The following is a 25,627-nucleotide window of genomic DNA, read 5'->3' as shown; positions in this document are numbered from 1 at the left end:
CCGTCCTCCTTTGTGGATCATCGCAGACCCACCTTGGCACATAGATGCCGTCGGGGGGCGGTCACATCATCAAAGCCATGGAGCGGGACGAAAGCGTCATATACTGCAGCATCGCTACAGGGGCATTCCCGAAGATTTCATAGCTTCGAGCCAACGGTCGAGAGCGCCCTCTGCAATCCATAGGCCGGAATTAACATCCCGTTCTCGTGACACGGTCCATCCCGGGTTTTCAGCGACATAGACAGCCATTGCCTGTCTAGCTTTCTCGTCGTTGCCAAGGCAGTGATAAATAGCGGCAAGCGTCGTGTTGGCAGCTACCGGCATTGAAGGAGATGCCTGAAACGTCTCAAGAGCTTGATCACAATCGCCTATCTGCCATTGGATTCTGGCTTTCTCCCAATGAATATCGTGCCCGTAAAATGGATCGACGAGTTCGGCTTCAGCAATCACCTCCAAAGCCTCTTCCGTCTCTCCGATAAAGCCCAACGTTTGGGCCAACGAGGTTCTAGCAAACGACGATGACGGGTTGAGTTCGATCGCACGCCGAAAAGCGTTTGCCGCGGCGACAGGATCGTTGTTCATCGTCAAGGCGCGTCCCAAGGCTTGGTAGGCCATGAAGTTGTTGGGATCGAGCTCTACGCCCCGGCGCGCCAGATCGTACATCCTTTTGCGTATTTCCTCTTCATCGCCTTCAATCCAGCCGTAACGCAAGCCAATCCGCAGTGAGAGCGCTTGCCCAAGATGACCCCAGGCCGATTCCGGGTAGTCTTTCAACGATCGCTCCTGTTCCTCTATGTTCTTCAACAGACTCTCGCGGCTAAAGTCTCGCATGATCCGGCTTTGAGCAGCATTCGCAATCATCAGCGCGCTGACATCGTCTTTGGTCATGCGCGCCACCTCGGTTTCGATCACTTTATTTCCAACGGACCCGGCGACATTCAAACTGATCACGTTGTTCGTTTTGAGCAAATCCTCGAGTGGGACATCGACATCATCAGCCCAAATATGCTCTTCCGTCTGGCCATCAATCAGATGCGCTGTGATCTGTAGCCGTTCGCCATCATACTGCTGTGTCCCTTCAAGAATGAAGTCGGCACCCAGTTGGTCGGCGATTTCCGAAATGCCGAGATCGGAATCACGGAACTTGAAGCTGGATCGCCTTGAAATCACTTTCATCTGCGGGTAGCGCGCCAGGGACGTGATGATCCCGCCACTTACTGCATCACTCAGAAAGCCTTTGTGTTCTCCGCTACTGAAGTCTTCGAAAGGTAGCACGGCGATAACCGGCGGTTTGGCGGTCTCTGGTTGCAGGAAATTCAGTGCAACAGCGACGGCCAGAACCACAATTCCGGCGACCAGCACCCAACGCTTCGTCTTCCGGCGTGGTACTTCGACTTGCGGTTCCGTAATCTGCAGGGGAGTGTCCAAAGCAAGCGCTTGCGAGCGCTTGTCCAGCTCAACCCGATACACCTCCACCGGGGTGGATATATTCTTTACCTCTTGCAGGCCCATCGGTGCAAAGGTGAGATCGAGTTTACCGTTCACTTGATCAAAGACGGTGCGCGCTATGCAAATGCCACCGGGGTCCGCAAGTCCTTCTATCCGCGCGGCGATATTCACGCCGTCTCCGTAGATGTCGTCCCCTGCCACAATGACGTCACCCACGTTGATCCCAATGCGAAACTGGATGCGTGTTTCGTCAGTACTTTCTGTTTGGGCTGCAGCAATGGCGTGCTGTACGTCAACTGCAAAGCGAACTGCATCGACGACGCTGGCAAACTCAACGAGGCTTCCGTCTCCCATAAGTTTAACGATGCGCCCGTTGTGCCGCTCGATACGAGGATTTATCTCATTTTGCCGGAGTTGTTGGAGCGCAGTCAGAGTACCGCTTTCATCGCGGCCCATTAAGCTTGAATAGCCTACAACGTCAGCCGAAAGGACCGTCGTTAGTCTGCGTTCATGGTCGTCCATTTCCAGGGCTCCGATCTCCGCTAAGCCGAGCCTATCTCAAACGAGAACAATTCGTCGAGTAGACCGAGTGTGGCTCAAGGTAATCAGTAACGATACACGAAAACAGCGCCCGCTTTGGGCTCAGAACCGACTAACGCCGCATGAGGGGCAGACACCCGCTTTGAATTGGCGAGCGGCAGGACCGCTCGCCAAGTTGGACTAGATATCGATGCGTTCGGCGATACTCAGAGCATCTTCGAGTTCGACACCAAGATAACGAACAGTGCTATCGACCTTGGTGTGACCAAGCAGTAGTTGGACAGCGCGGAGGTTTCCGGTCTTTCGATAAATCTCCGCTGCTTTTGTCCGCCGAAGTGAATGAGTTCCGTACCCACTCGGCTCAAGCCCAATTGCCGTGACCCAGTCGCGAACAAGCCGTCCATACTGGCGGGTTGAGATGTGTGGCCGGTCATGGAATCGGCTTGGGAACATGAACCGACGCGCAAACATTTCGGGTGATTTGGCCCAAGCTAAGACAGTTTCGCGTGTGTTTTCCGTCAGTTCGAACTGCACTGGCCGCTTGGTCTTGCTCTGGATCACAGAAACACGTTCCCGGACGCGGTCATCTTTGACGAGATCGGCCACCGCCAGTTTGACTAAGTCGCTACCACGCAGCTTGCTGTCGATGGCTACGTTAAACAGTGTAAGGTCGCGCAGGTTGCTGGCTAGTTCGAGCCGTGCCCGGATCGCCCAGACCTGCTTGGGCAACAGGGGTCGCTTCTGGCCGATGATGCGCCCTTTGTTCCAGGCTTTGCGCTTTGGGGTGACTGCGGGAAGTTGGACTCTAGGCATGATTTGCCCTCCGATCCTCCCTCCGCACCCAATCATCAGCACCGCGCTGACAGGACGATTTTAAAGTTTGAGCGAATGGCCGGTGTCAGAGAATGCATGAAGTTGGTTCATCGCTGCGCATCGTAGGTCGGCTGAGAGCCGAGAATTGCCGGTTTGCTTCAGCACGACAAATGCCCGGGTGACGGCTATTCGAACAGATCAAACAGCTCCAGATCTTGACAGCAGTTTTTGTCCGCAGATCAAAACAGTCTGGAAATTGATGTGTGTCAATTCTTTAAGACATCTTATGTGTCAATTAAATTTGACACATGGGGGGGGGTTGAGATGCGGATTTTGTTTGTTCACCCGAACTATCGATCTGGCGGAGCCGAAATCGCAGGGACCTGGCCTCCTGCCTGGGTTGCTTATCTCACAGGCCACCTGAGGCAAGCGGGTTTCGAAGACATCCATTTTATCGACGCAATGACCGATGAGTTGTCCGACGCAGACCTCGCCCAAAAAATGGAGGCTCTGGCGCCAGATGTTGTGGGCGTAACAGCGATCACTCCATCGATCTATCGGGCTGAAGATGTGCTGAAGATCGCTCGGGATGTCGTGCCGCATGCGGTTCGTGTTATGGGCGGTGTGCATGCAACATTCATGTATAAGCAGGTTTTGTCAGAGGCCCCTTGGATCGATGTGGTGGTCCGCGGAGAGGGCGAGGAAATATGCACCAACCTGATGCTGGCCATACAAGACCGGCGCTGGCCAAAAGATCGTCACAAAATCCTTGGGCTCGCCTTTGTCGATGGGGATGAGATCGTGGCCACGCCTGCCGCATCGACGGTGAAGGACCTGAGCAAGATCAAACCGGATTGGTCCATACTGGAATGGTCCAAATACATCTACATCCCTTTGGGTACCCGCGTCGCAATTCCGAACCTGGCGCGCGGATGTCCCTTCACCTGCTCGTTCTGTAGCCAATGGAAATTCTGGCGTGACTACCGTGTGCGCGACCCCAAGGCTGTCGTGGATGAAATCGAGGACCTCGTCGAGAACCATGGCGTAGGCTTCTTTATCCTTGCGGACGAAGAACCCACGATAAACAAGAAGAAGTTCGTGGCCTTCTGCGAAGAGCTCATCGCCCGTGATCTGCCGCATCGCGTCAAATGGGGGATCAACACGCGGGTCACCGATATCTACCGGGACAAGGATCTGCTCAAGTTTTACCGCAAGGCAGGCCTCGTCCATGTCAGCCTAGGCACGGAAGCGGCCGCGCAAATGAAGCTGGACACCTTCAACAAGGAAACAAAGGTCGAAGAGAACAAGACCGCGATCCGCCTGCTGCGCGAAGCCGACATTCTGGTCGAAGCTCAATTCATCGTGGGTCTCGACAATGAAACGCCTGAAACGCTCGAAGAAACCTACCGCATGGCTTGGGATTGGCAGCCCGATCTTGCGAACTGGTCGATGTATACGCCCTGGCCGTTTACGCCGCTTTTCCAAGAACTCAAGGACCAGGTCGAAATCTATGATTTCTCAAAATACAACTTCGTAACCCCAATCATGAAGCCCGCGTCAATGGAAAGGGGAGAACTGCTGGACGGTGTCATGAATAACTACCGCCGCTTCTATTCGAAGAAGGCGCTGTTCCATTATCCGTGGCGTGGGACAGGCTTCCGGCGCCGGTACCTGCTTGGATGTCTCTACGCGTTCTTGAAAGCAGGTTTTCAACGTACCTTCTATGACTTGGGAAAGGCCGGGTATTGGGGGCCGCAAACGAAGAAATCGGTTGATTTCCGTTTTGACGAGACACGACAGCTTGCAGAAGCACAATTGGACGATTGGGAGGCGGCTGCGGACCGTGCAACGCGCGCAAAGGAAAGGCGCGAAGCCGTAAAAGCACAGACACTCGAACGCAAAGCAGCATTCAAAATGCCGAATGGGAGTGAAGTCCGCGTATGCGGCGGCGGCGACCAGCAAATGGAGGAGGTCTGAGGATGCCTTTCGTGCACCGGGGCTGATCGGGCCGAATGCGGTCTTGCAGCTCTTGCCACTGCTTGACCGGCTTGGCGGACCTGACCGACGCGCAAGGATGCTGGCTGAGGCAGGAATTTTCGAAGTTCCGAGTGGTCAATCAATGATCCCTGAGACCTCCGCCGCCAGGCTCCACCAACAGCTGCGACTGGAGGAGCCTGTTCTCGCGGCAGGAATATCTGCAAGAGCGGGGTTCGAAACTGCGAACTACATTCTGGCTCACCGCATACCACGCGCGGCCCAACTGCTTCTGAAGGTTCTACCCGAGGGACCATCGGCCTTCCTGCTGGCCGCCGCTATTTCGAAACATGCCTGGACATTCGTTGGCTCGGGAGATTTCCGTATCCTCGACCCTTGGAACTTCGAAATCACAGGCAATCCGCTTATTCTCGGTGAAAGGAGCGAATTCTGCCTCTGCCATTGGCACACCGCAGTGTTCGAAAGGCTTTATCAATTCCTAGTTGCGCCGTCATGCAAATGTGTGGAGACCGAGTGCGGGGCGCAAGGGCCAGATCATAAGTGCTGCTTCAAGCTGGAACGCTAGCTCCAAGGACCATTAATTCTGCCTTTCTCACTCAAAGTGCCCTCTGTCCCGCGATCTGTGAATTCGCTGCCGAATAAATGCTGTGTCTGTCGCCTACGACCGGTTTTCGAGCCGCATCGCGGCACGAAAAATCTTGCCCATGCAGAAATTCCCGTGCTGCGAGCGCGCGCAGCAAGAAAATCGAATTCACCGGAAGGGCTCGTTCGTAACCTTCGCTGCAATCACGACGAAGGTCCGCAAAGTGAGAGGGAGCTGGCTTCGAACCATGCATGATTTTCCTCCTTTGCAACGCAGAGGCTCGTAGCCCGAGAAGAGGGAAGACAACTCGAGGTGAGGCGCATGGTACGTCCTCGGTTTCGATCTCGAGAGTGGAAGCACTTTTTCGAGGACGGAGAGAGTAGAAACTCTGAGAGCCGATCCACGAAGAACGCAGCCACAAAAATTTTCAAAACTTTTTCTTCGGTCACTTGGTGGTGGGGGCCAGATATCGGCGGGGACTTAAGAGGGTACCCCGGGGGGGTATTTTCGACCAATCGTTTTCGACCTGAGCATTTGGAGCGGTTAGCTTCGCTTGGTTGCGGACCGCTTCCCGTTGTTGGAGCGACGTTCTCTGAACAAAACTTCGGGATGTGTTCCACTGGAAAAAAGTGCCCTTTTAGGGGAAGCCAAAAGGGCTCAGCCCGGGTGGGCTATGGGGTGGATGGGATTTTGTGGAGTGATAATTTATGACTCAATATTAATTACTTAACTATATATATGGAGCGGGTAACGGGAATCGAACCCGTAACTGAAGCTTGGGAAGCTTTCGTGATACCTTTTCACCATACCCGCCCGCTTGGGAGTCGAGATATGCGGTGCCGCGCAACCCGTCAAGCGGCTTTGCGCGCTGTGCAGAGGTTGATCAGCGCGGGCAGGCGGATGCCATCCGGCGTCGCATGCGGTTCAAGCGCCCGCGCGATGGCCTCGGTCAGCCGCGCACGCTCGGGAGGTGTTGCCTTGAAATGATCCAGCGCCTTTTGCGCCGGACCGATCTCGCACAGCAGTTCCGCGACCGCCAGCGCATCCCCTTTCGGTGTGAGATCGAGCCGAACCTCCTCGACCTGCGGCTCGCTCAGACCGGCATCGGCAAGGATGCTCTGCACCCGGTCAGCCTCGCGCAGGGCGAAGGGGCCGGGATCATCAGGGTTCGATTTCGGCGCTGCGCCCAATTCTTGCCGGGCCACGCGCGCGGGCAGGGTGAAATAGGCATTTTCGGGGATCGCGCCCCAGGTGACGAAAGTCATCGTGCCGTTGGGTTTCAATGCGCGGGCAATATTGGCGAAGGCAGCGGAAAAATCCTCAAAGAACATGGTGCCAAAGCGCGAGATCATGCGATCGAAGCGGTTCGCCTCGAACCTGTGCGACTGCGCATCCGCGAGCAGGAAGGAGACATTTGCCAGCCCGCCGGCCCGGTCGCGCGCTGCACCGAGCAGGGTGCGCGAGATGTCCGCCCCGCAAGCGCTGCCGCCGTCACCGACGCGCATGGACGCCTCCAGCGTGCTCGTCCCCGCGCCGCACCCGATATCGAGGACATGCGCTCCGTGAGTGAGCGACGCGCTGTCGAGCATAAGATCGAGCACAGGCTGCAGCGTCGCATCCATCGCCGCCATCCGCGCGACCCATTTCGGTCCGGCTTCCTCTGTCCAGAAGGCACGCTGATCGCGGTCGGCCACGCTCAGGCCCGCCGCCTGCGCCGACGCCCGCCGCCATCACCGGAATCCGCCCCGGTGTTGAAGGTCTCCTCCGGCAGGGACACCACAGAGTTGAGGATCGGGAAGGGATCGACGGCATTCGGGATCGCGGAGGCATTCACGAAGTGCTCCTGGAAACGCGGTTCGATCGCTGTCTCGACCTTGTGGATCGCGCGAACCGTTTCTTCGATCTCTGCCCGCGCCTCGGTATTCAGAAGCGCGATACGCGCGCCCGTACCCGCGGCGTTCCCCGCCGATGTCACCTTTTCGAGCGGACAGTCCGGGATCATGCCAAGTACCATTGCGTGCTTGGGGCTGATATGCGCGCCGAAAGCGCCGGCCAGAACCACGCGGTCCACTTTGTCGACGCCGAACTTGTCCATCAACAATCGCGCGCCGGAGTAGAGCGCGGCCTTGGCCATCTGTATCTCGCGGATATCGCGGTTCGTGACGGTGATCCTGGGGCCGCCCTTTTCCGTGCCGTCGTAGACCAGGTAGGAATTGGTGCGCCCGTCGGCAAAGACATTGGCCGAATGCGTCTGTCCCGCGGTCCCAATAAGTCCTGCCGCATCGACGATGCCGTTCATGCGCATCTCGGCCACCATCTCGATGATGCCCGATCCGCAGATGCCGGTCACACCGGTCGTCGCGATGGCATCTTCGAAAGCCGGATCGCCAGACCAAAGATCGCAGCCGATCACCTTGAAGCGGGGTACCTTTGAGATGGGGTCGATCTCGACCCGTTCGATGGCCCCCGGTGCGGCCCGCTGGCCGGAACTGATCTGCGCCCCCTCGAAGGCGGGCCCCGTGGGCGACGAACAGGCCAGCACCTTTTCCTTGTTGCCCAGCAGGATTTCCGCATTCGTACCCACGTCGACGATCAGCACGAGGTCTTCGGACTTGTCGGGCGCCTCGCTCAGGGCAACCGCCGCTGCATCCGCACCTACGTGTCCCGCGATGCAGGGCAGCAGGTAGACATGGGCCGAGGGGTGGATGTTCAGGTCGAGGTCCGACGCGCGCAAGCGTATCTCGTTCGAGGTTGCCAGCGCGAAGGGCGCCTGTCCCAGCTCGAAGGGGTCAATGCCCAGGAAAAGATGGTGCATCACCGGGTTGCAGACAAAGACCGCATCCACGATCAGGTTCTTGTCGATCCCGGCTTCGGCAGCGATCTGGCTGAAAAGCCCGTTCATCCCCTCGCGCACGGCTTCCGTCATCTCCTGCGCGCCGGATGCGTTCATCATCGAATAGCTGACCCGGCTCATCAGGTCCTCGCCAAAGCGGATCTGTGGGTTCATGACGCCGGAGGAGGCCAGCACCTCGCCGCTCGCGAGGTCGCAGAGATGCGCCGCGATGGTGGTCGAACCCAGATCGACGGCCAGACCGTAAACGGTCCCGTCGTAGTAGCCCGGCCAGATGTGCATGATCCTGTGCGGGCTCTCCTCGTCCCCGAGGTGGATGGCGACCGTGACCTTCCAGTCGCCCTTGCGCAGGATCGGCTGCATCTTCTGCAGGATGTTCAGGTCGGCCGAGACCCGCTCGAACCCCCATTGGTCGCGCAGCGCATCCTGCAATCTTTCGAAATCGCCCGAGGGGTCGTGCATGTCCGGTTCGGCCACCTCGACGTAGTACAGCTTCGTCGGCGGGTTCAGCACGATCTCGCGGGCCTCCGCGCGCTTGCGGACCACCTGCTTGTGCACCTGGCTTTCGGGCGGCACGTCGATGACCACGTCGCCCTGCAACGTCGCCTGGCAGCCAAGCCGCCGCCCCGGTTTCAGCCCACGCTTCTCCTCGTAGCGCTGTTCGACGGCGTTCCACGCCGACAGCGCGTCGTCCTGCACCGTCACACCGTGTTTTGGGAATTCCCCGTAGCTCGGCGTGATCTGGCATTTCGAACAGATGCCGCGCCCGCCGCAGACGGAGTCGAGATCGACGCCCAATTGCCGTGCCGCCGTCAGGACAGGCGTGCCCTTCGGAAATCGCCCGCGCTTGCCCGAGGGCGTGAAGATAACCAGTGGATCGCTCATAAGACCTGCCAGAACCGATTTTGCGCCAACATAGCGATGCGGCGGCGGGTTGAAAGTCACTTCGCGGCAAAAAGCCTCCCGCTACCGCCATCGCCGGACTGAAAAGACGTCTTTCTCCTCTTTCTGGCCCCATAAAGTCCCGGGGTTTGGGGCAGAGCCCCAATCAAGGCATGTCGTGCAGCGTCAGCTGCGCCTTCGGATTACAGCTGGCTCCGCGCGTGAAAGATGAAGCCCAGGAAATTCAGCAGGATCTGCGCCGCCAGTATCGCCGTGGAACCCGTTGGGTCATAGTCCGGGGCCACCTCGACAAGGTCTATCCCAACGATCTCGTGCCGCTCCGCCGCGGCCTGCAACAGTTCCAGTACCTCGTAATAGAGAAAGCCGCCGTGCGAGGGTGTGCCGGTGCCCGGCGCGATGGAGGGGCAGAAGGCATCGATGTCGATGGTCACGTAGAGCCGAGCGCCGATCGGCACGTGTGACAGCACGCCGCGCGTGCCCATCTCGCGCGCCTGCCGCACCGAGATGATGTCGGCCCCCATGGCGCGGGCGTCCTCGTAGCCCTCGCGTGCGGTGGAACTGACGTTGCGGATGCCCACCTGCGTGAGGCCCGTGACGTAATCCTTCTCCGCCGCGCGCCGCATCGGATTGCCGTGGCCGTGCCGCACCCCGTGGCGCACGTCGACGAAATCCAGATGCGCGTCGATCTGCAGGATATGAATGTCACCCTGTCCGTCGAAGGCGCGGATGCAGGGGATGTTGATCGAATGATCGCCGCCGATCACAACGGGTAGGGCGGCGGCGTCAAGGATCGCGCGTACGCCGGCCTCGATATTGGCATGGCTGCCTTCGGTATCTGTATGGATGATATCCGCATCGCCGATGTCGACGATTGTCACATCCCCCGGCAGGTAGGTGACATCGTCCTCGTGATCGTAGGCTCCCGCATGGCCGAAGCTGAAAAGTGTCGAGGCCTCGCGCACCGCGCGCGGTCCGAAACGCGCGCCCGAGCGCCATTGCGTGCCCGCATCGAAAGGCGCGCCTAGGATCGCCACATCTGCGTCCAGCGCGGCCCAGTCGGGCTCGTAGGGGCGCTTGCCAAAGGTCGAGATGCCCACGAAGGGCAGGTTGAGCCGCCCAGCATCGTATCCGTGATCCGCCATCGTCCGCCTCCCTTGCCCCGCAGCTTTCCCCAAAGGGGCGTCCAATACAAGCGCGCCGGGCCGAATGGCCCTTTCCATCCGGCCCCCGGCGTGAGATAGGAAAGCGCCAAATGAACCCATGCTGCGAGGTGCGATGATGGAGATTCGTGAGGCTCTTACCTTTGACGATGTATTGCTGGTCCCCGGCGCCTCCTCGGTGATGCCCTCGACCGCTGACACGCGCACCTTCGTCACCAGCTCCATCGCGCTCAACATTCCGCTTCTGAGTTCGGCCATGGACACGGTTACCGAAAGCCGCATGGCCATCGCCATGGCGCAGGCCGGCGGCATGGGCGTGGTGCACCGCAACCTGACGGTCGAGGAACAGGCCCGAGAGGTGCGTCGCGTGAAACGTTTCGAAAGCGGGATCGTCTATAACCCGATCACCCTGCGCCCCGATCAGACGCTGGCCGACGCCAAGGCGCTTCAGGAGCGTTACAATGTGACCGGTTTTCCGGTGGTCGATGAAAAGGGCCGGGTCGTCGGGATCGTGACGAACCGCGACATGCGTTTTGCCCAGGATGACGCCACGCCGGTGAAGGTGATGATGACCTCGGACAAGCTCGCCATCCTGCAAGAGCCTGCCGACCGGGGCGAGGCGCTGAGCCTTATGAAATCGCGCCGGATCGAGAAGCTGCTGGTGACCGATGGCAATGGCAAGCTGACCGGGCTTCTGACGCTGAAGGATTCCGAGCAATCGGTCCTGAACCCCACGGCCTGCAAGGACGACCTCGGGCGCCTGCGGGTTGCTGCGGCGACAACTGTGGGGGATGCGGGGTTCGAGCGGTCCGAAGCGCTGGTGGATGCGGGTGCGGACATGATCGTGATCGACACCGCCCATGGCCATTCCGAAGGCGTCGCACTGGCCGTCAAACGGGCCAAGACGCTCAGCAACGAAGTGCAGGTCGTGGCGGGCAACGTCGCCACCGCCGAAGCCACGCGTGCCCTGATCGACGCCGGTGCGGATGCGGTGAAGGTGGGTATCGGGCCGGGCTCGATCTGCACCACCCGTATGGTGGCGGGCGTTGGTGTGCCGCAACTGACCGCAATCATGGATTGCGCGGCAGCGGCGGGTGACATACCGGTCATTGCAGACGGCGGCATCAAGTTCTCGGGCGATTTCGCCAAGGCCATCGCGGCGGGAGCCTCCTGCGCCATGGTCGGCTCGATGATCGCCGGAACGGATGAAAGCCCCGGAGAAGTCATTCTTTATCAAGGCCGTAGCTTCAAATCCTACCGTGGTATGGGCAGTCTGGGTGCCATGGCAAGCGGCTCTGCCGACCGGTATTTCCAGAAGGACGCGGCAAGCGACAAGCTCGTGCCGGAGGGGATCGAGGGGCAAGTGCCCTACAAGGGCAGCGCAGGTGCGGTGATCCACCAGCTGGTCGGCGGTCTGCGCGCGGCCATGGGCTATACCGGCTGCGCGACGGTCGCGGAGATGCGTAAGAACTGCAACTTCGTCAAGATCACCGGTGCGGGTCTCAAGGAAAGTCATGTGCATGACGTTCAGATCACCCGCGAGAGTCCGAACTACCGGATCGGGTAGGTCGGTGATTTTTTGCAATAGGTTGTGCGACATACTTCATGTTTTAGGTGAAGTATGACCCCCGGTGCGCGGGTCGCGGCGGCCATCGAGGTTCTGACGGATATGGCCGAGGGGGCCGCCGCCGAACAGGCGCTGACCCGCTGGGCACGGCGCAGCAGGTTCGCTGGCTCGAAGGACCGCGCGGCGGTACGGGATCATGTCTTCGACGTACTGCGGCGCAGACGTTTGGCCGCCCATCACGGAGGGGACGAGGGCCCACGTAACCTGATGATCGGTCTATTGCACCTCCAAGGGGAGATCTTGGGTGACCTGTTCTCCGGCGAGGGACATGCGCCCAGCCCGCTCGGGAAGGCCGAGGCGCCCTTGGTCTCGGAACCGACAGACAGGGCGGTGGCGTGGAATCTTCCTGACTGGCTCGTGCCGAAGTTCGAGGAAAGCCTGGGGGAGAACGCGGAGGCGGCCGCGCTGGCGCTCACCGAACGCGCGCCGGTTACCCTGCGGATCAACACTGGCAAGACAACCCGCAGCGACGCGATGCACCTGCTTGCATCGGAAGGCGTTGAAACGCGAGAGAACAGGCTTTGCGCTACCGCGCTCACCGTGACAAAAGGTGCGCGCAAGATACGGAACACAAAGGCTTTTCTCGATGGTCTTGTCGAGTTGCAGGACGCGGCAAGCCAGGCGGTGGTTGCTGCCCTGCCGGCAGGCGGGCGGGTCCTGGACTATTGTGCCGGGGGCGGTGGCAAGGCCCTCGCGCTTGCTGCGGATCCTGCGCGTGACGTCTTTGCCCATGACGTCGATCCGGGCCGCATGCAGGATCTTGCACCGCGTGCCGCGCGGGCGGGGGTCCGGATCTCCGAGGTGCAAGGCCCGGCCCTGAAGCGTGAGGCCCCCTTCGACACGGTGCTCTGCGATGCGCCCTGTTCAGGGTCAGGCGCATGGCGCCGTGCGCCCGAAGGCAAATGGACGCTGAGCCCGGAGAGGCTTGCGGAACTCACCACCATTCAGGACGGCATTCTGGACGAAGCTGTGGAGCTGGTGACCTTCGATGGCCTGCTGGCCTATGCCACCTGTTCGGTTTTGAGAGACGAGAACGAGGCGCGCATTGCTGCCTTCCTTGAGCGTCACACGGATTGGCGACAGGTTTTCGAGCGGCGATTTCATGTCGGCCCCGAGGGGGACGGCTTCTATACTGCACACTTGATACGCGCATCCTAAAATGCATAATCAATTTAAACGTGCATAACAGCCATGGTTAAAGGCTGCTTAACCCTTCTTGCGCGTAATGAGGCCGAGATTCGCCAGAACCGGGAGCAGCTTCTTGCAGGATATCGCGTCGGCCAGCACCGAGGAACCGCGCATTGCAGCGACCGGCTCGCGGCAGGGAAGCTGGACATTGGCGGTCGGGGTGTTCCTTGTCGCGCTGGCGCTTGTCTCGCCGCATCGATTGCTGACGATGGGTTTGACGACCGCAGGATTGACGCTGGTCTTGCTGGGGGCATTTCTGTCCCTGCGCCATTTCCTCCTTGCCCAGCGCCGTGAGAACGAGCTGGCGGTGATCGGCGACTTCATCCGCCGCGACGCGACGCCGAGCGTTATCACAAACGCCGAGGGCCGAATAGTCGGGGGGAATCCGGCAGCGGCCCGGCAATATGACCTCCAGGCACACCCAACGCTTGCGGGCGCGCTTCAGGGGGCATTCGCCAATCCCGGGGCCATCCTTTACCGTCTGCAGACCCACGCTCACGGGACCGGGTCGGCGCAGGAGGATGTTTTTACCCGTTCCGGCCACGTCCAGATCAGCGTGCATGAAGTGACCGAGAACGCCTATGTCTGGCGTATCGAGAAGATCGCGGAACGCGCGGGGCCGAAGGCGGTCCAGGAAAGCCAGCTCTTGCCGATGATCATGGTGGGGCGGACCGATGCGATCCTCTTCATGAATGACGCGGCGCGGGCGCTGGCGGGCGGGCGGATCAAGGGGATCGACCGGCTCTTCACCTCTCTGCCGGTGGAACCGGGGACGGTCACTCAGATCACCACCCCAGAGGGGCGCCGCGACGTCATGGTGGTCGAAGTGCCAGCCGGGGCTGGGCGCCGCGCCCTCTACGTGCTGCCGCCGCCCGCGCAGTCTTCGGTGCCCACAGGCACGGCCCATGGCTGGCAGGCGTTTCAGGACCTGCCCGTTCCACTGATCAAGATCGCACCCGACGGCACGGTTCAATCCTTCAACCGGATGGCGGCCACGCTGATTGGCGTGGCCCTCGCGAAGGATGTGCATCTCAGTCACCTGATGGAAGGGCTGGGACGGTCGATCGGCGATTGGATCACCGACACGCTGGACAGTCGTGTGGCACAAAAGTCCGAGTTCCTGCGTCTCAGACGCACCGACATGGAAGCTTATGTGCAGGTGGTGCTGAACCGCATCACCGAAGGCGGCAAGTCCGCGTTGATTGCCGTGCTGCACGACGCGACGGAGCTCAAGACGCTCGAAGCGCAGTTTGTGCAAAGCCAGAAAATGCAGGCCATCGGCCAGCTGGCGGGCGGGGTGGCCCATGATTTCAACAATCTGCTGACGGCCATCTCGGGTCATTGCGATCTGCTGCTTCTGCGTCATGACCAGAGCGACCCCGACTATGGTGACCTGGTGCAGATCAACCAGAACGCCAACCGTGCGGCTTCGCTCGTCGGACAGCTTCTGGCGTTCTCCCGCAAACAGACCCTCCGGCTTGAGACGATCGATATGCGCGACACCCTGGCCGATCTCACGCATCTGCTGAACCGCCTGGTCGGCGAAAAGATTACCCTCACGCTCAGCCACGATCCGATGCTGAAACCCGTGCGCGCCGACAAACGGCAGCTGGAACAGGTCCTGATGAACCTCGTCGTCAACGCCCGCGACGCGATGCCCGCGGGGGGCGAGATCAGGATCACCACGGAATACGTAGAGCTTGCCGAGCCGCTCGAGCGCGACAGGGTGACCGTGCCATCGGGCGCCTACGTGGCGGTCAGGGTCAGCGACGACGGCGCGGGGATATCTCCCGACAAGCTGCAGAAGGTGTTCGAACCCTTCTACACCACCAAGCGCACGGGCGAGGGCACGGGGCTTGGCCTGTCGACCGCCTACGGTATCGTCAAGCAAAGCAGCGGTTACATCTTTGTCGACTCGGTGCTGGGCCAGGGCACGACATTCGTGCTCTACTTCCCGGTCTACGAAACCAAGCCGCCCAAGCCCGCAGACCCCGCGGTCAGCCGCGCGCTTGCCCCGGCAGCGCACGAAGACGGTGTGATCCTGCTGGTCGAGGACGAGGCACCGGTGCGTGCCTTTGCCAGCCGCGCCTTGCGCCTGCGCGGCTACACCGTGCTGGAAGCAGATTCGGCCGAGACGGCGCTCAAGACGCTGGAGGACGAGACGCTCAACATCGACGTCTTCGTAACTGATGTCATCATGCCCGGTATGGACGGTCCCAGCTGGGTGCGCGAAGCACTGAAACACCGGCCCGACGTTCGGGTGGTGTTCGTGTCGGGCTACGCCGAGGACAGTTTCGGCGAGGAACAGACCAAGATCCCCAATTCCGTTTTCCTGCCGAAACCCTTTTCTCTCACCGATCTTACCGAGACCGTGCAAAGCCAGCTGCACTGATGCGGCTTTGTTTCAGGGGATCGACCCGTAGAGGGCGAATTCCTCGGCGTATTTGCGCCTGAGGCGCGCTTCGACGTCCGCGGACAGCCGCAGATCCATCTCGGGAGAGACGTTCTCGCGCTTCAAATTCAGCGTCACCCCAAGCCGATCCTCCAGAAAGTCGATGAGGCGTGGCTGGTCTTCGTAGCGGAAATGATGGGTGATTCCGGTGCCGTTGGGCTGGGTCTTCATGAACTGTGCCTGACTGCCTACATCCGCGAAGCCGGGTTTGTTGCCCTTCATGTAGGCCAGAACGAAGTCGTCGAAGCTGATCCCCTTTGTGCTGTTGGGCTTGCCCTCCATGAAGGGGCGCTGGCGGTAGCGGTACCAGCTGCCCAGCCAGGAGATCGGCTCGCGCATCACGGCCATCAGCTCCATCTCGGCGGTGCAAACCTTTTCGAACATCGGCCGGATGAATCGGTTGTAGCGATAGACAGGGGCGTGCTTGAGCATTGGCGGTTCGGTGATGACCATGTCCGCGCGCGCAGCGAGGGCTGTCTCATAGGCCGTCGAACCGGTTTTGGGTACGGCCAGGAAGGCAAGACGTTCCTTATAAAAAACAAGCATTTGCCAATATCCTTTCCGTCTGCGCCAGGCTTTAGCGATACCGTAAACCACTTCTTAACCAAAACAGGAAAAGGATGGGACCGGAAGAATTATATTGAAATGTTTTCATTTTGGTCCCATACGGAACATTAGCAGAACATAATGGCTAACGGTGAGCGATTGCCCAAGGCCTGACACTATGACACTAAAGGAACAGGCACATGGCAACGGCAGATCTTTTGACAATGGACAGCAAGAAATCGGCGGAGAAGCAGAAGGCGCTCGACAGCGCCCTGGCGCAGATCGAGCGCCAATTCGGCAAGGGCTCGATCATGAAACTGGGCCAGGAGGGGGCGATCCAGGACATCAAGGCCAGCTCCACCGGCTCTCTCGGCCTCGACATCGCGCTGGGGATCGGCGGCCTGCCCATGGGGCGGATCGTGGAGATTTATGGCCCCGAAAGCTCGGGCAAGACGACGCTGACGCTGCATTGCGTGGCCGAACAGCAGAAGGCGGGCGGTGTCTGTGCCTTCGTCGACGCCGAGCACGCGCTTGACCCGCAATATGCCCGCAAGCTGGGTGTGGACATTGATGAATTGCTCATTTCACAGCCCGACACAGGTGAACAGGCGCTTGAGATCACCGATACGCTGGTGCGTTCAGGTGCGGTGAACATGGTCATCGTGGATTCGGTCGCGGCCCTCACGCCGAAATCCGAGCTTGAGGGCGACATGGGCGACAGCTCCGTCGGTGTGCAGGCCCGCCTCATGAGCCAGGCAATGCGCAAGCTGACAGGCTCCATTGCACGCAGCAACTGCATGGTGATCTTCATCAACCAGATTCGCATGAAGATCGGCGTCATGTTCGGCTCGCCCGAGACGACGACGGGGGGCAACGCGCTGAAGTTCTACTCTTCCGTCCGGCTCGACATCCGCCGTATCGGAGCGCTGAAGGATCGCGACGAAGTGGTGGGTAACGCTACGCGTGTGAAGATCGTCAAGAACAAGGTGGCACCGCCCTTCAAGCAGGTGGAATTCGACATCATGTACGGCGAGGGTATCTCCAAGATGGGCGAGTTGCTCGATCTTGGGGTCAAGGCCGGTGTGGTTGAGAAGTCCGGCGCCTGGTTCTCCTACGGGGATGAGCGGATCGGCCAGGGCCGGGAGAACGCCAAGCAGTTCCTCAAGGAAAACGAGGCCATGGCGCGCGAGATCGAGGACAAGATCCGCGCGGCCCACGGGCTCGACTTTGCCGGTTCGGAGGACGACGACATCGACATTCTCGAGGCCTGATCGGACCGAGAGGCCGCTACCACAGGAAATCACCAAGGCGCAGCCTCCGCTGCGCCTTTTTCCATTGCCGCCACCCATGGACACCCCTTGTCCGCGGGTCTATTTGATGCAGACTATTTCTGCCCCGGAAGGCCCGACCCATGATGACGCTGAACGAGATCCGCTCCACATTCCTGTCCTACTTCGAAAAGCAGGGACATGCGGTGGTGCCATCGAGCCCGCTGGTGCCGCGCAACGACCCGACGCTGATGTTCACCAACTCGGGTATGGTGCAGTTCAAGAACCTCTTCACCGGAGCCGAGACGCGCGACTACGTCCGCGCCACCACGGCCCAGAAATGCGTGCGGGCAGGGGGCAAGCACAATGACCTCGACAATGTCGGCTACACCGCGCGGCATCATACGTTCTTTGAGATGCTGGGGAACTTCAGCTTTGGCGACTATTTCAAGGCCGAGGCCATCGCCTTTGCCTGGGAGCTGCTGACGAAGGATTTCGGCATCGACGCCAGCCGCCTGCTGGTCACGGTCTATCACACCGATGACGAGGCGGCAAACATCTGGAAAAAGGTCGCGGGCCTGCCGGATGAGCGCATTATCCGTATTCCGACCGACGACAATTTCTGGCGGATGGGCCCCACCGGTCCCTGCGGGCCCTGTACCGAGATATTTTACGACCACGGCGACCACATCCCCGGCGGCCCTCCGGGCAGCCCGGAGGAAGACGGTGACCGTTTCATCGAGATATGGAACATCGTGTTCATGCAGAACGAGCAGTTCGAGGACGGCTCGATGCGGCCGCTCGACATGCAGTCGATCGACACCGGCATGGGGCTGGAGCGGATCGGGGCGCTGCTGCAAGGCAAGCATGACAATTACGATACCGATACGATGCGCGCGCTGATCGAGGCGTCGGGGCATGCGCTGTCGGTCGATCCATTCGGAAAGGGGAACGTGCATCACCGGGTGATCGCGGACCATTTGCGCTCGACCTCTTTCCTCATTGCGGATGGGGTGATGCCGTCGAACGACGGGCGCGGCTATGTGCTGCGCCGGATCATGCGCCGGGCGATGCGCCATGCGCATCTTCTGGGGGCGAAGGCTCCGCTGATGCACCGTCTCGTACCCGCGCTGGTTCAGCAGATGGGCAGTGCCTATCCGGAGCTGGGGCAGGCCCAGAAACTGATCACCGAGACGCTGAAACTGGAAGAGACCCGCTTCAAGCAGACGCTGGAGCGCGGGCTGAAGCTGCTCGAGGACGAAGTGTCGGGCCTGCCTGAGGGTGCGAACCTTCCGGGGGAGGCGGCCTTCAAGCTTTACGACACCTACGGATTTCCATTGGACCTTACCCAGGACGCGCTGCGCGAGCAGGGGCGCGGCGTGGATACCGAAGGGTTCGATGCGGCCATGGCCGAACAGAAGGCGAAGGCACGTGCCGCCTGGGCCGGGTCGGGCGAGGCGGCGGACGCGACCGTCTGGTTCGACGTGGCGGACAAGCACGGTACGACGGACTTCCTGGGCTACGAGCTGGAGACCGCCGAAGGCCAGATCGTGGCCATCGTTGCGGACGGCGCGCTGATCGAGAGCGCCAAGGCGGGCGACGCGGTTCAAGTCGCCCTGAACCAGACGCCTTTCTACGCGGAATCCGGTGGTCAGATCGGGGATAGCGGGATTGTCCGCACCGAGACCGGCAAGATCGAGGTTGAAGACACCCGCAAGGCCGCCGGCGTCTTTGCCCATATCGGCAAGGTCATCGAAGGAACGATCGAGCGCGGCCAGGCGGCGGTGCTTGAGGTCGACCATGCACGGCGCACGGCGATCCGCGCGAACCACTCCGCCACGCACCTGCTGCACGAGGCCCTGCGCGGGACTCTGGGGGATCACGTGGCGCAGCGCGGCTCGCTGAATGCAGCCGACCGTCTGCGCTTCGATTTCAGCCACACAAAGGCGTTGGCCACCGAGGAGCTGGCGCGCGTCGAGGGCGAGGTCAACGCGTATATCCGTCAGAACAGCCCGGTAGAGACCCGGATCATGACGCCGGACGATGCCCGCGCGATCGGCGCGCAGGCGCTTTTCGGCGAGAAATATGGGGACGAGGTGCGCGTGGTGTCGATGGGGCGCGCGGAAGGATCAGGCAAGGGCGCGGACAAAAGTACCTATTCGATCGAGCTTTGCGGCGGCACCCATGTCCGGCAGACGGGCGACATCGGGGCCTTCGTCCTATTGGGCGACAGTGCCAGCAGCGCGGGCGTGCGCCGGATCGAGGCGTTGACCGGTGCCGAGGCGCTTGGCTGGCTCCGTGATCAGCAGGCCGCGCTCGCGGGTGTGGCAGAGACGCTCAAGGCATCCGCCTCCGACGTGCCGCAGCGCGTCAAGGCGCTGCTGGATGAGCGCAAATCGCTGGCCAATGAGGTGGCGCAGCTGCGCCGTGAGCTGGCGATGGCGGGCGGTGGCGGTGCCTCGGGCACCGAGGTCAAGGACATTGGTGGCGTGAAATTCATCGCGCAGGTGCTTCAGGGCGTGACAGGCAAGGACCTGCCAGCCCTCATTGACGAGCACAAGACCAGCCTTGGTTCCGGCGCAGTGCTGCTGATCGCGGACACCGGCGGCAAGGCAGCTGTTGCGGGGGGCGTGACCAATGATCTGACGGACAAGCTGTCGGCGGTCGATATGGTCAAGGCCGCCGTGGCGGAACTTGGCGGCAAGGGCGGAGGCGGTCGTCCGGACATGGCGCAGGGCGGCGGTGCCTCAACCGAGAACGCGGATGCGGCGATTGCCGCTGCCGAGAACATTCTGAAAGGATAAGGCGATGGGCGCACTCTGGATTGCACATGTAACGGTCACGGACGAAGAGGCCTACAAGAAGTATGCCGCGGGCGCGACCGAGGCGATAGCCGCGCATGGCGGTGAGTTCATTGCGCGCGGCGGCCGTTTCGTTCAGCTGGAAGGCAAGGCGCGTCCGCGCAACGTGGTGGCCCGCTTTCCTGACGTCGAGACGGCAGAAAAATGCTATCATTCAGAGGCGTATCAGGCGGCGCTCAACCATGCGCGCGGCGCGTCCGAGCGTGAGCTGCTGATCGTCGAAACGACCGAGTAACCTGAATGACAGCCGCGCATGTTCTGCCGGTTCTGATGCTGGTCGCCTCCAACGTTTTCATGACGGTGGCGTGGTACGGGCATCTCAAGTTTCCGACGGCAGCGCTCTGGCTCGTGGTGCTGGTCAGCTGGAGCATCGCGCTGATCGAATATGCTCTGGCAGTTCCTGCCAATCGACTTGGGCATACAGTCTATTCGACGGCTCAGCTCAAGACCATGCAAGAGGTGATCACGCTGGTGGTCTTCGCGGGCTTTTCGGTCCTGGTTCTGAAGGAGCAGCTAACGCTGAACCACCTGATCGGCTTTGGCTGCATTGCCCTTGGGGCGTGGTTCGTGTTCCGGGGTCCGTTTTAAGACCCCGGAAAGGCTGCTTAGCTCGCCTTGGCCATCCGTTTGCGTTCATGCGGATCAAGGAAGCGCTTGCGCAGTCGGATCGCGTTTGGTGTAACCTCAACGAGTTCATCTTCGTTGATATAGGCGATCGCCTCTTCCAGCGACAGGTTCATCGGCGTCGTCAGGCGCACCGCCTCGTCCGAACCGGAGGCGCGGATGTTGGTCAGCTTCTTGCCCTTGAGCGGGTTCACTTCCAGATCGTTGTCGCGGGAATGTTCGCCAATGATCATGCCGGTATAGACGTCCGCCTGTGCGCCGATCATCATCTTGCCGCGCTCTTCGAGGTTCCAGAGCGCGTAGGCGACCGAGGTGCCGTTCTCCATCGAGATCAGCACACCCGCGCGACGTCCGGGGATCGGGCCCTTGTGCGGTGCCCAGCTGTGGAAGACGCGATTCAGCACGCCGGTGCCGCGTGTATCGGTAAGGAATTCGCCATGATAGCCGATCAATCCGCGCGAGGGGACAAGGGCGACGATTCGCGTCTTGCCTGCGCCGGCGGGTTTCATTTCGACCAGCTCGCCCTTGCGGGGGCCGGTGATCTTTTCAATCACGGCACCGGCGTAGTCGTCATCGACGTCGATGGTCGCTTCCTCGATGGGTTCGTGACGGACGCCGTCGATATCCTGGAAAAGTACCTGCGGGCGGGAAATCGACAGCTCGAACCCTTCGCGGCGCATGTTCTCGATCAGGACGCCCATTTGCAATTCGCCCCGGCCCGCGACTTCGAAGGCCTCGCCGCCGGACGTGTCGCTCACTTTGATGGCGACGTTGCTCTCGGCTTCTTTCAAAAGCCGTTCACGGATCACGCGGGACTGCACCTTCTTGCCGTCCCGGCCCGCCAGCGGGCTGTCGTTGATGCCGAAGGTCACGGTGATGGTGGGCGGGTCAATGGGCTGCGCCGGGATCGCCTCGGTCACCGCCGTGTCGGCCAGCGTATCGGCCACGGTGGCCTTGGTCATACCCGCGATGGAGACGATGTCGCCTGCCTCGGCCATCTCGATGGCGGTCTGCTCCAGGCCACGGAAGGCGAGGATTTTCGTTGCGCGGAAGTTCTCGATCAGCTTGCCATCGCGGGACATGGCCTTGATCGTCTGGCCGGCCTTTAAGGTGCCGGACTCGACACGACCCGTCAGCATGCGGCCGAGAAACGGATCGGCGCTGAGCGTGGTGGCCAACATTGTGAACGGTTCGTCGAGCCGCGCAAGCTGGGTCGGGGCGGGGACGTGGCTGATAATCAGGTCAAACAGCGCGTCGAGGTTGGCGCGCGGGCCGTCAAGCTCATGGTCCGCCCAGCCTGAGCGGCCCGAGGCGTACATATGCGGGAAATCGAGCTGTTCTTCGGAGGCGTCGAGATTAGCGAAAAGGTCGAAACACTCGTCAAGCGCGCGGTCGGGCTCCGCATCCGGCTTGTCCACCTTGTTCAGCACCACGATGGGGCGCAGCCCCAGCTTTAGCGCCTTGGATGTCACGAATTTTGTCTGCGGCATCGGCCCTTCTGCGGCATCGACCAGCAAGACAACGCCGTCAACCATCGAGAGGATACGCTCCACCTCACCGCCGAAATCGGCGTGGCCGGGGGTGTCCACGATATTGATCCGCGTGCCCTTCCACTCAACCGAAGTGGGCTTCGCAAAGATGGTGATCCCGCGCTCGCGCTCCAGGTCGTTGCTGTCCATCGCACGCTCGGTGGTCGCCTGGTTCTCGCGGTAGGTACCCGATTGCTTGAGCAATTCGTCCACCAGCGTGGTCTTGCCGTGGTCGACGTGAGCGATAATTGCGATGTTGCGCAGGTCCATGGGATCAGCCTTTGTCAGGAAGTTGGGCAGCGCTTACCGTGCACCCGCAGCAAAGGCCAGCGAAAAGCGTTACGCCGCTGCGTCGCTGTGCTCCTCGCGCCCGGCGTCGACCGATCCGCCGTTCAGCGTCAGCGGTTCTTTGAACGTCATCGTGCGATAGGGGAAGGGAATTTCGATACCTGCTTCGTCCAGCGCCCGTTTGACCGCCGCGATCACCTTGTCGCGGCTGGAACGGATGTCGATGGGGCGTGAGCCGGTCCACCAGGTGATTTCGAAGTTGATGGAGCTATCGGCAAACTCCTGGGCAAAGATCTCGACATCGCAGACATCGTCCCGGACGGAGTCGACATTGCGCACGGCCCTGGCGATGATGTCGCGTGCCCGATCCACGTCCTCCCCGTATGCGACACCGCAAATCACGGTTGTGCGCCGCACGTCCTTGGCGGTGCGGATCGTCACCGGGTTCTTAAAGAACATGGCGTTCGGTGCCACGACAAGCTGTCCGTCTGTCTGGCGCACGTGGGTATCGCGGATGGTGATTTCCTCGACCTGGCCCTCGATATCCTCGCAGTCGATGTAGTCGTCGATCGAGAAAGGTTCCCGGATCAGCAGCAGCACGCCTGCAAGGAAATTTTCGAACACGTTCTTGAAGGCAAACCCAATCGCTACGCCGCCGACGCCCAGCGCCGTGAGCGCGCGGCCGGGGGTGATCGTCGGAAAGGCGATGGTCACAGCGATCAGCACCCCAAAAAGCCACAGCCCGACGGTGGCCAGCATCACCACCACCTCGACCAGCGCCCGCCGCATCCGCGCACGCCTCAGCATCTTCGGCAAGAGCCAGTTCAAAGCCCTGGCAAGGCCCCAGACAAACAGGAGAAAGACAAGCGCCAGCACGAGTTGCGGGAGAACTTGCCAGAAGCCTGTCGCGTAGGTTTCGAGTTGCGCGCGCAGCGGTTCGGGCAGCGACGCCCAGGTGTTTTTGAGAAATTCGAACATGCCGGGCGAACGCGCCAGCCATCTATTGGTTCCGGATCAGTGGCTGGTCGAGGTAGAAAACAGATGGATGACCAGAATACCGCCGATGATCAAGGCGAGCCCGAGCAAGGCCGCGATATCAAGCTTTTGCCCGAAAAGTACGAAGCCGATGAGCGCGATCAGCACGATGCCGAGCCCCGACCAGATGGCGTAGACGACCCCTACCGGCATGAACTTGAGCGCGATGGACATGAAATAAAAGGACATCGCGTAGAAGCACAGGACGCCCACCGACGGCCAGAGCCGCGTAAATTGCTGGGAAGCCTGCAGGGCCGTCGTGCCAAGCGTCTCGGTCACAATCGCGAGGAAAAGCCAGATGTAGTGGGTGGGCATTCTCTGTCCTTTCAAAGCGGCAGGGCGGTGGTTTCCTTGATCTCTTCCATTACGAAGCTGGCCGAGACGTCCGAGAGGGGTACCTTGCCGATCAGGGTCTGGTAAAGCCTGTCGTACCCCGCCATATCCGCAACCTGAGCCCGGATCAGATAGTCCAGATCGCCCGACATGCGGTAGACGCCCATGATCTCGGGGATTGTCCTCACCGCCGTTGAGAATGTCTTGAGCCAGTCCGCCGCATGGGCGTTGGTGCGCACCTGGATGAAGACCGTTAGGCCCAGGCCCAGCGCCTTTGGGTCAAGCAGCGTTACCCGCCCCCGGATCACGCCCGCCTTTTCGAGCGCGCCGATGCGTCGCCAGCAGGCATTGCGCGACAGGCCCACCTTGTCTCCGATGGTTTCCAGAGATTGCGCCGCATCGCGTTGCAATTCGTCGAGGATACGGCGGTCTATGTCATCAAAATTCTTCATGATATCAAAAATATTGGGAAATCATCCCAACATCAATTCATTTCTTGCGATCTTTGGGAAAACATCTCGCTTCCGCTTGGGTAATCTGTTCCAAATCACGCTACCAAGGAGAGCAGCCCGATGTTTGCCCGTGTATTCCTCGATCATCCCGCCAAGGTCGATGAGACCTTTTTCGAGCATATGTTCTTTGCCCTGAAGTTCGCAGCACTGCTCTTTGCCGCCGCCGGCGCTGCACTTGTGCACGCATTGGTTCCCTGTCTGTTCGAAAAGACCGCCAGCACGATCATCGCGCGTCTCTACGAGCGCACGAAGAACCGCGGCAAGTAGACATGTGCCGCTGGGCCGCCTGGCAGGGCGCACCGCTATTTCTGAGCGAAATTCTGACCGCGCCCGCGCATTCGCTGATCCATCAGTCGCGCGATGCCAGCGAATGCAAGACGGCGATCAACGGCGATGGCTTTGGTCTCGCCTGGTACGACCGGCGTCCGACGCCGGGCCTTTACCGTGACGTCTATCCCGCGTGGTCCGATCCCAACCTGCGCTCGATCGCCGATCAGGTTCAGGCGCGGCTCTTCATGGCCCATGTGCGGGCCTCCACGGGCACAGCGACCAGCCGCAACAATTGCCATCCCTTCGTGCATGGCATCTGGAGCTTCATGCACAACGGACAGGTCGGCGGTTTCGAGCGGTTCCGCAAGGCGGCCGACATGATGATAGACGACGCCCACTACGCCCATCGCAAGGGTGCCACGGACAGCGAGGCGCTGTTTCTTGTCGCCTGCGGCATGGGGCTCGAAAGCGATCCAAAAGGTGCCATGGAGCGGGCGGTTGCCGCCTTCGAGGCCAAGTCGCGCGCGACAGGAACGACGCCACATATGCGTCTGGCTGCCGCCCTGTCGGATGGTGACACCCTCTATGCCATCCGGTATGCCTCGGACGATCACGCGCCGTCGCTCTATTACCGGTGGAACGCGGTTTGGCAGGGATGGTCAGTCGTCTCCGAACCTTTTGAGACCGCGGGCGAGGGCTGGACGGAGGTGCCGAAGGGCAGCTTCTGCCGCTTCACCCCCACCGAGGTCGAGGTCAGCCCCTTCGATGCATCCACCTCGCTGGAAAAGGCCGCCTGAGGG

The 25,627-nt window shown here is 60.8% G+C and carries 21 protein-coding genes and 1 tRNA gene; 11 read left to right on the top strand and 11 right to left on the bottom strand.

Annotation, left to right across the window (positions count from 1 at the left end):
* Positions 1-114: 114 nt before the first annotated feature.
* Positions 115-1,971, bottom strand: coding sequence for an adenylate/guanylate cyclase domain-containing protein (locus tag AB2B41_RS20275; protein ID WP_367879651.1), 1,857 nt, complete (start codon positions 1,969-1,971; stop codon positions 115-117).
* 198 nt (positions 1,972-2,169) lie between these two features.
* On the bottom strand, positions 2,170-2,802 hold the full coding sequence (locus tag AB2B41_RS20270) for a tyrosine-type recombinase/integrase (RefSeq protein ID WP_367879650.1): 633 nt from the start codon (positions 2,800-2,802) through the stop codon (positions 2,170-2,172).
* A gap of 324 nt (positions 2,803-3,126) precedes the next feature.
* Between AB2B41_RS20270 and bchE the strand changes: the two genes are divergently transcribed.
* Together bchE and bchJ are read left to right on the top strand one after the other, a co-directional pair.
* Positions 3,127-4,779, top strand: a complete 1,653-nt coding sequence (gene bchE, locus AB2B41_RS20265) for a magnesium-protoporphyrin IX monomethyl ester anaerobic oxidative cyclase (protein ID WP_367879649.1) — start codon at positions 3,127-3,129, stop codon at positions 4,777-4,779.
* 22 nt (positions 4,780-4,801) lie between these two features.
* Positions 4,802-5,362: a bacteriochlorophyll 4-vinyl reductase gene (bchJ, locus tag AB2B41_RS20260; RefSeq protein WP_420014320.1), complete on the top strand. Its 561-nt coding sequence runs from the start codon at positions 4,802-4,804 to the stop codon at positions 5,360-5,362.
* Positions 5,363-6,119: 757 nt separating this feature from the next.
* Here the strand turns inward: bchJ and AB2B41_RS20255 are convergent.
* The 4 genes from AB2B41_RS20255 to speB all read right to left on the bottom strand — a co-directional run bounded on the left by AB2B41_RS20255 (position 6,120) and on the right by speB (position 10,276).
* Positions 6,120-6,193, bottom strand: a tRNA-Gly gene (locus AB2B41_RS20255).
* Positions 6,194-6,231: 38 nt separating this feature from the next.
* The gene (locus tag AB2B41_RS20250; protein ID WP_367879647.1) at positions 6,232-7,074 is read right to left on the bottom strand and encodes a class I SAM-dependent methyltransferase; all 843 of its coding nucleotides are present in this window, start codon (positions 7,072-7,074) and stop codon (positions 6,232-6,234) included.
* Positions 7,075-7,076: 2 nt separating this feature from the next.
* Positions 7,077-9,116, bottom strand: coding sequence for an ASKHA domain-containing protein (locus tag AB2B41_RS20245; protein ID WP_367879646.1), 2,040 nt, complete (start codon positions 9,114-9,116; stop codon positions 7,077-7,079).
* A gap of 200 nt (positions 9,117-9,316) precedes the next feature.
* Positions 9,317-10,276 carry an agmatinase gene (gene speB / locus AB2B41_RS20240; protein WP_367879645.1) on the bottom strand — a complete coding sequence of 320 codons (960 nt, stop codon included), beginning with the start codon at positions 10,274-10,276 and terminating at the stop codon, positions 9,317-9,319.
* A gap of 136 nt (positions 10,277-10,412) precedes the next feature.
* Between speB and guaB the strand changes: the two genes are divergently transcribed.
* From guaB to AB2B41_RS20225, 3 genes are all read left to right on the top strand, one after another.
* The gene (guaB, locus tag AB2B41_RS20235; RefSeq protein WP_367879644.1) at positions 10,413-11,861 is read left to right on the top strand and encodes an IMP dehydrogenase; all 1,449 of its coding nucleotides are present in this window, start codon (positions 10,413-10,415) and stop codon (positions 11,859-11,861) included.
* A 54-nt stretch (positions 11,862-11,915) separates the two neighbouring features.
* The gene (locus tag AB2B41_RS20230; protein WP_367879643.1) at positions 11,916-13,079 is read left to right on the top strand and encodes an RsmB/NOP family class I SAM-dependent RNA methyltransferase; all 1,164 of its coding nucleotides are present in this window, start codon (positions 11,916-11,918) and stop codon (positions 13,077-13,079) included.
* A 67-nt stretch (positions 13,080-13,146) separates the two neighbouring features.
* Complete coding sequence (locus tag AB2B41_RS20225; RefSeq protein WP_420014318.1) at positions 13,147-15,501, top strand: ATP-binding protein; 2,355 nt, start codon at positions 13,147-13,149, stop codon at positions 15,499-15,501.
* A gap of 12 nt (positions 15,502-15,513) precedes the next feature.
* Here AB2B41_RS20225 and AB2B41_RS20220 read toward each other — a convergent pair whose 3' ends face one another.
* Positions 15,514-16,107: a gamma-glutamyl kinase gene (locus AB2B41_RS20220; protein ID WP_367879642.1), complete on the bottom strand. Its 594-nt coding sequence runs from the start codon at positions 16,105-16,107 to the stop codon at positions 15,514-15,516.
* 200 nt (positions 16,108-16,307) lie between these two features.
* On the opposite strand from AB2B41_RS20220, the gene recA reads away from it, so the two are divergent.
* From recA to AB2B41_RS20200, 4 genes are all read left to right on the top strand, one after another.
* Positions 16,308-17,378 carry a recombinase RecA gene (gene recA / locus AB2B41_RS20215; RefSeq protein ID WP_367879641.1) on the top strand — a complete coding sequence of 357 codons (1,071 nt, stop codon included), beginning with the start codon at positions 16,308-16,310 and terminating at the stop codon, positions 17,376-17,378.
* 140 nt (positions 17,379-17,518) lie between these two features.
* Positions 17,519-20,179: an alanine--tRNA ligase gene (gene alaS, locus AB2B41_RS20210; protein ID WP_367879640.1), complete on the top strand. Its 2,661-nt coding sequence runs from the start codon at positions 17,519-17,521 to the stop codon at positions 20,177-20,179.
* Positions 20,180-20,183: 4 nt separating this feature from the next.
* A complete protein-coding gene (locus AB2B41_RS20205; RefSeq protein ID WP_367879639.1) occupies positions 20,184-20,471 on the top strand; it encodes a DUF1330 domain-containing protein in 288 nt (95 codons plus the stop codon).
* A gap of 5 nt (positions 20,472-20,476) precedes the next feature.
* The gene (locus AB2B41_RS20200) at positions 20,477-20,824 is read left to right on the top strand and encodes a DMT family protein (protein WP_367879638.1); all 348 of its coding nucleotides are present in this window, start codon (positions 20,477-20,479) and stop codon (positions 20,822-20,824) included.
* Positions 20,825-20,841: 17 nt separating this feature from the next.
* On the opposite strand, the gene typA is transcribed toward AB2B41_RS20200, so the two are convergent.
* The 4 genes from typA to AB2B41_RS20180 all read right to left on the bottom strand — a co-directional run bounded on the left by typA (position 20,842) and on the right by AB2B41_RS20180 (position 24,497).
* Entirely contained in the window at positions 20,842-22,659 is a 1,818-nt protein-coding gene (gene typA / locus AB2B41_RS20195) for a translational GTPase TypA (protein WP_367879637.1), read from the bottom strand.
* A gap of 69 nt (positions 22,660-22,728) precedes the next feature.
* Positions 22,729-23,655: a mechanosensitive ion channel family protein gene (locus AB2B41_RS20190; RefSeq protein WP_420014317.1), complete on the bottom strand. Its 927-nt coding sequence runs from the start codon at positions 23,653-23,655 to the stop codon at positions 22,729-22,731.
* 36 nt (positions 23,656-23,691) lie between these two features.
* Positions 23,692-24,027 (bottom strand): DMT family transporter, encoded by a 336-nt coding sequence (locus tag AB2B41_RS20185; RefSeq protein ID WP_367879636.1) that lies wholly within the window; start codon positions 24,025-24,027, stop codon positions 23,692-23,694.
* Positions 24,028-24,038: 11 nt separating this feature from the next.
* Positions 24,039-24,497, bottom strand: a complete 459-nt coding sequence (locus AB2B41_RS20180; RefSeq protein WP_367879635.1) for an Lrp/AsnC family transcriptional regulator — start codon at positions 24,495-24,497, stop codon at positions 24,039-24,041.
* Positions 24,498-24,617: 120 nt separating this feature from the next.
* Between AB2B41_RS20180 and AB2B41_RS20175 the strand changes: the two genes are divergently transcribed.
* Together AB2B41_RS20175 and AB2B41_RS20170 are read left to right on the top strand one after the other, a co-directional pair.
* Entirely contained in the window at positions 24,618-24,824 is a 207-nt protein-coding gene (locus tag AB2B41_RS20175; protein WP_367879634.1) for a DUF6356 family protein, read from the top strand.
* Between the two features lie 2 nt (positions 24,825-24,826).
* Positions 24,827-25,624 (top strand): class II glutamine amidotransferase, encoded by a 798-nt coding sequence (locus tag AB2B41_RS20170; RefSeq protein WP_367879633.1) that lies wholly within the window; start codon positions 24,827-24,829, stop codon positions 25,622-25,624.
* Positions 25,625-25,627 lie beyond the last annotated feature (3 nt).

It is taken from the genome of Sulfitobacter sediminis (genome assembly GCF_040811725.1).
In the GTDB taxonomy this organism is placed as follows: Bacteria; Pseudomonadota; Alphaproteobacteria; order Rhodobacterales; family Rhodobacteraceae; genus Sulfitobacter; species Sulfitobacter sediminis.
Note: the sequence above shows the minus strand (reverse complement) of the source record. Positions and strands in the feature narration are given on the sequence as shown.

Bases quoted from the DNA above. Each gene is read 5' to 3' on its own strand.
- typA (WP_367879637.1), bottom strand. From the start codon at position 22,659: ATGGACCTGCGCAACATCGCAATTATCGCTCACGTCGACCACGGCAAG.
- AB2B41_RS20275 (WP_367879651.1), bottom strand. From the start codon at position 1,971: ATGGACGACCATGAACGCAGACTAACGACGGTCCTTTCGGCTGACGTT.
- bchE (WP_367879649.1), top strand. From the start codon at position 3,127: ATGCGGATTTTGTTTGTTCACCCGAACTATCGATCTGGCGGAGCCGAA.
- AB2B41_RS20225 (WP_420014318.1), top strand. From the start codon at position 13,147: ATGAGGCCGAGATTCGCCAGAACCGGGAGCAGCTTCTTGCAGGATATC.
- guaB (WP_367879644.1), top strand. From the start codon at position 10,413: ATGGAGATTCGTGAGGCTCTTACCTTTGACGATGTATTGCTGGTCCCC.
- AB2B41_RS20190 (WP_420014317.1), bottom strand. From the start codon at position 23,655: ATGTTCGAATTTCTCAAAAACACCTGGGCGTCGCTGCCCGAACCGCTG.
- AB2B41_RS20205 (WP_367879639.1), top strand. From the start codon at position 20,184: ATGGGCGCACTCTGGATTGCACATGTAACGGTCACGGACGAAGAGGCC.
- recA (WP_367879641.1), top strand. From the start codon at position 16,308: ATGGCAACGGCAGATCTTTTGACAATGGACAGCAAGAAATCGGCGGAG.
- AB2B41_RS20200 (WP_367879638.1), top strand. From the start codon at position 20,477: ATGACAGCCGCGCATGTTCTGCCGGTTCTGATGCTGGTCGCCTCCAAC.
- speB (WP_367879645.1), bottom strand. From the start codon at position 10,276: ATGGCGGATCACGGATACGATGCTGGGCGGCTCAACCTGCCCTTCGTG.
- AB2B41_RS20185 (WP_367879636.1), bottom strand. From the start codon at position 24,027: ATGCCCACCCACTACATCTGGCTTTTCCTCGCGATTGTGACCGAGACG.
- AB2B41_RS20230 (WP_367879643.1), top strand. From the start codon at position 11,916: ATGACCCCCGGTGCGCGGGTCGCGGCGGCCATCGAGGTTCTGACGGAT.
- AB2B41_RS20245 (WP_367879646.1), bottom strand. From the start codon at position 9,116: ATGAGCGATCCACTGGTTATCTTCACGCCCTCGGGCAAGCGCGGGCGA.
- AB2B41_RS20220 (WP_367879642.1), bottom strand. From the start codon at position 16,107: ATGCTTGTTTTTTATAAGGAACGTCTTGCCTTCCTGGCCGTACCCAAA.
- alaS (WP_367879640.1), top strand. From the start codon at position 17,519: ATGATGACGCTGAACGAGATCCGCTCCACATTCCTGTCCTACTTCGAA.
- AB2B41_RS20170 (WP_367879633.1), top strand. From the start codon at position 24,827: ATGTGCCGCTGGGCCGCCTGGCAGGGCGCACCGCTATTTCTGAGCGAA.
- AB2B41_RS20175 (WP_367879634.1), top strand. From the start codon at position 24,618: ATGTTTGCCCGTGTATTCCTCGATCATCCCGCCAAGGTCGATGAGACC.
- AB2B41_RS20180 (WP_367879635.1), bottom strand. From the start codon at position 24,497: ATGAAGAATTTTGATGACATAGACCGCCGTATCCTCGACGAATTGCAA.
- AB2B41_RS20270 (WP_367879650.1), bottom strand. From the start codon at position 2,802: ATGCCTAGAGTCCAACTTCCCGCAGTCACCCCAAAGCGCAAAGCCTGG.